Genomic DNA, 6,332 nt, shown 5'->3' on the forward strand with positions numbered 1-6,332 from the left:
ACGGCACTCGCACCCGGACCACTCCTGCGGCTGCGAGTGGGACCACACCTGGCCATGGTCTGGGCACTGAGCTCGGCGCCGTCCCGATCACCGCCATGCGGCACCCCGCCTCCCCAGCCCCGGCCGCCAGCCTTCCCAACCCCGACCACGGCTCCATTCCCACGAACTGGGCGTCCTGACAGCCGAAGGCCCGGCTTCCCCACAGATGATCGCTGGGGAGCCGGGCCTTCTCGCGTTTCACTCACCTTCCCCTGCGCCCGGGCCGAGCTATTACGACGTAATAGCGTGCGGCGGTCTCAGTGAGGCGACGTCAGCTATTACGGCGTAATAGCCCGGAGCAGCCGGGGCATCCACTTCGATGCGCCAACGAGCACCCCTAGCTAACGTGTCGATGTCCCAAAGGATCATGAACGTTAGTAAGGTGTCCCCCATGAGTTCGTCAGCCGCTTCCAGCGACCGCGAGAAGGTCGTCTCCAAACTGCCGGGATGGCTCCGGCAGAACCTCAAAATCAGAGCAGCCCAACATGGCATCGAGATCCAGGCCGCCGTGGAACAGGGGATCAGGGACTGGTGCAGCCTCGCTTCCGCCACTGCAACCGTCGACACCTCCGGCGCCGACTCCTTCTCGACCTTCCTACCGCCCAGCCAGTGGGAAGAGTTCCGCCAAGTCGCCGCAGACCGCCGTGTCTCCCTCATCCAAGGCATGGCCCAGTCCGTCCAGCTGTGGCTCGACTTCAACCCCACACCAGACGTCGAACGGCCCGAGATCACTCGCCGCATCATCGTCTGCAACCAGAAGGGAGGAGTCGGCAAAACAGCGATCACCGCCGGCCTCGGTGAAGCACTCGCCGAAGACCCCAACACACTGCACGCCGCCCAGGTCGCCAAGGCACTCTCCAAAGCCCTACGCGCGAGTGACACACAAACCGACCACGAGCCGGCCAACGACCCCCTCGACATCGAGAACCTGCCCGGCCTCGGAATGAGAGTCCTCCTGGTCGACTTCGACCCGCAGTGCCACCTCACCAACCAACTCGGCGCCGAACGCCTACCGATGAACGGCGACAGTCTCACCAACCACATGGCAGGCGACCCCAAGGGCGACCTCCGCGACCTCATCGTCCCCATCGACAACAACACCTTCGGCGGCCGACTCCACCTTCTACCCGCCTGCAACGACGCCTTCCTCCTCGACGTCCGCCTCTCAGCTGTGCGCGCCCGGGAAGCCGCGCTCGAGCGGGCACTGGCCCCGCTCGAAGCCGACTACGACGTGATCCTTGTCGACTGCCCGCCCAGCCTCGGCCTCAGCATGGACGCCGCCGCCTACTACGGCCGCCGACGCGACGGCGAAAAGCCCGGCCAGTCCGGCGCCCTGATCGTTGTCCAAGCCGAAGACAGCTCAGCCGACGCCTACGAACTACTCACCACACAGATCGACGATCTGCGCAGCGACCTACAAGTCGACATCGACTACCTCGGCATCGTCGTCAACCTCTACGACTCCCGCCGCGGGTTCATCGCCACCTCATCACTACAGGGGTGGGTCGACATAAAGGACCCACGAGTCGTCGGCCTCATCGGCGACCTCAAGGAACAGAAAGAAGCAGTCCGGATGAAGCAGCCCCTGCTGGCGTACGCACCCAAATCACAGCAGGCAATCGGCATGCGCGCACTGGCCCGGGAGATCGCATGAGCAAGGCCGACCAGCTCGGTGCCGGCCGCTTCGGCGGAGGAGCCCGCACCATCAGCGCACGCCGACAGGCCGTCGCCGCCGCCACAGGAGTCCCCACCGACGGCATCGCCCCACCAACCGAACTCCCCACACACCGCATCAGCCTCAACCCCGACAACCCCCGCTCCAGCCTCGGCGACCTCACCGACCTAGCAGGCAGCCTCAAAACCCATGGCCAGAAGCAGGCGATCACGGTCATGAACCGAGACGCCTACATCCAGGCCAACCCAGAGCGCGAAGCCGACCTCCAGCCCGACACCACCCACGTCGTCATCGACGGCAGCAGCCGCCTCGCCGCCGCCCGCGAAGCCAACATCGCCACAGTCAAGGTCATGGTCAGCGACGACCAGGGCACCACCTCCGAAGAACTCCTCGAATCGGCCCTCGTCGCCAACATCCACCGCCAAGACCTCGAAGAGCTCGACGAAGCCCGCGCCCTCCAACGACTCCTGGCCATCCACGGCAGCCAGACCGCCCTGGCCAAAAGACTCCACCGCTCCCAGGGATGGGTGTCACAACGCCTGGCCCTGCTCAACCTCACCCCAGAACTACAGGCCCGGATCGGCGAAGAGCCCATCGACCTGCTGCGCGCCGTGGGCAACAAGCCAGCTGAGCAACAGGAGACAGCACTCAAGGAACTCAAGGAAGAGCGAACCCGCAAGGAGACGGAGAAGCGGGAACGCAACCGGAAGAACCCGGCGAAGGGTGCCGGGTCTATCGCTCAGGACGCCGGGAAGCCCGACGGCTATTACGGCGTAATAGGAAACGGCGAGACGAACGAATCGCCCTCCAGTCCTCCGTCAGAAGACACCCCTGGCGATCGAGCACTCCAGCAAGCAGTGCCGGAACCGCGGTCTGACACGGCCTCTCCAAGCGCGAGTGAGGATGCCGCAGACGAGGAACGGCCAGCCCGCAAGGTGCCGTACGACGAGCCCGGCTCCCTCGCCATGCTCCTTGACCAGAAGATCCCCGACGAAGACGTCTTCTTCGACCTACTCCAGTTCCTCAGCACGAAAGCAATGAAGCGCAACCCGAGCCGACTCGGTGAACTGGCACAGTCACTCGCTGAACAGGCAGCCACACGGGTCGACTGACCCCACGCGTCTCGGTCCTCCACTGAAAGGCGATGGAGAGCGAGACCAAGTAGCTTCAGGCGGCCGCTATTCGCCGCTTCGCGGTCGGGGACCTCGCCTCCGACTGACCACTTCCGAACAACGGCGCGAGCTGGCACGGCGTCAATTTCACGCGTCAGTAAGCGACGACCAGAGGACGCGGTCCTCCACGGCAGGCTCCACGCCAGCCTCGGTGGACCGCGTCCTCTCCTACAAGCCCGGCCTCGGCGGTCAACTCGTGGAGCGCGCGTCCCAAGGCCGGTCCATGCAACTCACCGAATTCGGGCGGCGTGTGGCCCGGCCGGTCCTTCCTCTGGCAGATCAACTCGGAGTCCGCCCCGAAGAATCCAACAGACCCGGGGCACACCATTCTGAGGCTGCCCTCCGGTGCCGTCCGAGACGGCTGCCCCACGGGATCCGTGATCGAGGGCGGGGGAGTGGTCATCGTGGCCCTTTTCCGGGCGACCTTCCCATCACCTCACCTGCAGGACAGCGGCCAGACTGGCACGACTATTCGATTCGAGCCCAGGTCGGGCGGCAGCATCCCCTGCGGCATCCCGCGCGACTGCAGGGAGCAGATCCACGCGCCGCTAGGACTACGTAAGCCACTCGTCCCGGCATCGACGCAGTCGGCGCCGGGAACGCCCCAACGGTGTCAGCGGACGTCGGTAGCGTGACCACCGTGATGGTGGGCACCGAAGAAACCCGGCTCATCGTGCTGCGCGGCAACAGCGCCTCGGGGAAGTCGTCCGTCGCGGCCGGCCTCCGCGAGAGGTTCGGCCGCGGCCTGGCCCTGGTCGGCCAGGACAACCTCCGCCGCATCGTGCTCCGCGAACACGATTGGCCGGGAGCGGCGAACATCGGACTGATCGACCTGACGGCACGCTACGCCCTGGACGCCGGCTATCACCTCGTGGTCGAAGGCATCCTCTACGTCGACCGCTACGGCGACATGCTCGCGGCGCTGCGCGCCGACCACCGCGGCCCGACCCACGGCTACTACCTGGACGTGCCGTTCGACGAAACCCTCGCCCGGCATGCCACAAAACCGATCGCCGATGACGTCAACGAGACGCAGCTGCGTGACTGGTACCGGGAGCGCGATCTGCTGCCCGGCGGGCTCGAGACCGTCATCGGTGCCGACAGCGCCCTGCACGAGACCCTCGACCGCATCATGCTCGACACCGGCCTGGCCCACCTGCCCGCACTGGACCGCTGACCGGGGCACCGCTGCGACAGACGTTGCACCATCTGCTGCGACAGGGGCTGCACCTCCTGCTGCGCGACCCGCCGGACTGGCATCGTGTCTGCACAGGTCACTGCGGCCGCTTTCGCCCATGTCCCGGTGAAGGAGAAGAGACGGGGGCGAGATAGGCGGGCGACTGCGGCTGAAGAGGGCTACAGCCAGCACATATGACCTCCTGTCACCTCTCACGGCTGACCTGGGAGTATGAGGGGCTACCACTGCCTCACCTCCAGGACCACGACCGTGACCCGCCGCCATCTCATACCGCTTGCCACCGCGCTCCTGAGCGTCTCGCTGGTCGGCTGCACCCCACAAGTCATCGAAGACGACGCGAAGCCCGACTCCACAAACTCCAGCGCGCTCCCCGGTAAGCCCGCACCGTCCGGCGCGCCAGGCGGCGGACCCGCCGACGGCGGCCTGCCGCTCGCGGACGCCATCGCGAAGATCCCGGACGGGGACGAGCAGCGGGACGGCTACAAACGCGACAGCTTCAAGCACTGGGTCGACGAGGACGGCGACGGCTGCGCGACCCGGGCCGAGGTCCTGATCGCGGAGGCCACCACGAAGCCCAAGCAGGGGGAGCGGTGCGCGCTGAGCGGCGGGGTGTGGAGGTCGTACTACGACGAGGTCGAGGTCACCGACCCGGGCAAGCTGGACATCGACCACCTGGTGCCGCTCGCCGAAGCGTGGGACAGCGGCGCCCACGCCTGGACGCCCGAGCGCCGCCAGGCCTACGCCAACGACCTCGGCGCGGAACGCTCGCTGGTCGCGGTCACCGCGAAGACGAACCGCTCCAAGGCCGACAAGGACCCGGCCGCCTGGCTCCCGCCGGCCAAGAGCGCCCACTGCACCTACGCCGCGGACTGGACCGGAACCAAGCTGCGGTGGCAGCTGACCGTCGACGAGAAGGAACGCGCCGCGCTGGTGAAACTCGCCGACACCTGCCCGGACACGGTCGTGGCGTACGAAGTCGCCCCGTAACCGCTGACCATCGGACACTCCGGTACCAGGCTGCGACACCGACGGACGCTCCTGGACGGGACCGGGCACACACCTCGACGACTCATCCTCTCGGGCCGGCGGGACGGCAAGCCTGGCGGGCGCTCTACCGGGCGGCTACACCCTTGAAGCCCGGCCCAAGCCCGCGCCGCCGGCCGCGTGACGCGGCGGCCGGCAGGGAAGCCAGCGCCGCCACCACGGCCTGCGCGGTCTGCGGGGTGACCCCGGCACTGACCTGTCCGGAGGCCAGGACCCGAGCGGATGAGCCTGCTCCATGGGCGCGGAGGGCGTCCGCGAGCGCGGCAGCCGCGGTTTCGGCCGGCCCTTCGCCCGCCCCGTCATCAGCGTGCTGCGCCTGGTGGGAAACCCCGGCGCACCGGGTGAGCAGCACGGCCAGGGCCTGGGCGTCGGGCGGGTCCAGGGTCACGGTGACCAGTGCGGCACCGAGCTGGTGGACGCGATACCGGGYGARGCCATGGGCGGCGAGCGCCTGACGCAGCGCCGTGCTGGTACCGGCAGCACGTTGACCACCAGCTGCCCGGCCCTGCGGGACGGTCCCGGCGCGTGCCTGCTCAGCGYGTTCAAGGACGGCAGCCGCAGCAGCGGGTACGACGGCGAGGATCTCCGCGCACTCCGGGTCCAGCCGGGCGAGGGCGCCGACCAACACTTCCAGAGCGGCAGCCACGTCCTCCACCGCGCTTGCGCTCCACTGCGTCGGGTCGGTGGCGTCAGTTAGCTCGCACGCGGCGACGACCACCTGTTCGGCCAGCGCCCCACTCCGCCCGACTCGGTAGTCAGCTTCACGTCCCACCCAACGATGTACGGCGCACTCCGTCATGCCCGCCAAGATCACATGATGGCCGCCACAGCGCCCTCACGCCGATCAGGCCCCTGGACGCACCCGCCGTCACGGGCCGGTGAAGATGCCGTGTCCGCCGATCCAATGCCACACGACGTGGCAGAGGCCCGGTATCTGTTCCGGTCCGCACTCCCACGTCGCGCGGCCATTGCCATCCCAGGTGAGCTCGAAGGTGCCGGGCGTACAGCGCACGCCCTTTATGGAGGCCGGGGCGGAACAGCCCGGTGCGGAGGTCGAGGACGAAGGAGTCGAGGACGACGCGGTGGAAACGCCGACGCTGGGTGGGGGCGAGGTGCTGGAGGTCGGTGGTGAAGCGGGGGAGTGTCTCGAAGGTGGGCACGGCGGTCTCCTCCGGGCAGCACGGCGAGGCCCCCGGCAGTAGCC

5 protein-coding genes are annotated in these 6,332 nt (G+C 68.0%); 4 read left to right on the plus strand and 1 reads right to left on the minus strand.

The genetic code is table 11. The features are described from left to right. The first annotated feature begins 430 nt into the window (after positions 1-430). The 4 genes from DIZ27_RS04755 to DIZ27_RS04770 all read left to right on the plus strand — a co-directional run bounded on the left by DIZ27_RS04755 (position 431) and on the right by DIZ27_RS04770 (position 5,071). Positions 431-1,693 (plus strand): ParA family protein, encoded by a 1,263-nt coding sequence (locus tag DIZ27_RS04755; RefSeq protein WP_109376991.1) that lies wholly within the window; start codon positions 431-433, stop codon positions 1,691-1,693. After that, a complete protein-coding gene (locus DIZ27_RS04760; RefSeq protein ID WP_109376992.1) occupies positions 1,690-2,826 on the plus strand; it encodes a ParB/RepB/Spo0J family partition protein in 1,137 nt (378 codons plus the stop codon). The genes DIZ27_RS04755 and DIZ27_RS04760 overlap by 4 nt, the downstream gene beginning before the upstream one ends. Positions 2,827-3,529: 703 nt before the next feature. After that, a complete protein-coding gene (locus DIZ27_RS04765; protein WP_181383389.1) occupies positions 3,530-4,063 on the plus strand; it encodes a kinase in 534 nt (177 codons plus the stop codon). 270 nt (positions 4,064-4,333) lie between these two features. Beyond that, entirely contained in the window at positions 4,334-5,071 is a 738-nt protein-coding gene (locus DIZ27_RS04770) for an HNH endonuclease family protein (protein WP_258308228.1), read from the plus strand. Between the two features lie 124 nt (positions 5,072-5,195). Here DIZ27_RS04770 and DIZ27_RS45055 read toward each other — a convergent pair whose 3' ends face one another. Next, the gene (locus DIZ27_RS45055; RefSeq protein ID WP_146228903.1) at positions 5,196-5,900 is read right to left on the minus strand and encodes a hypothetical protein; all 705 of its coding nucleotides are present in this window, start codon (positions 5,898-5,900) and stop codon (positions 5,196-5,198) included. Positions 5,901-6,332: the final 432 nt, after the last annotated feature.

The sequence above is a fragment of the Streptomyces sp. NWU339 genome (genome assembly GCF_003143855.1).
Classification (GTDB): domain Bacteria; phylum Actinomycetota; class Actinomycetes; order Streptomycetales; family Streptomycetaceae; genus Streptomyces.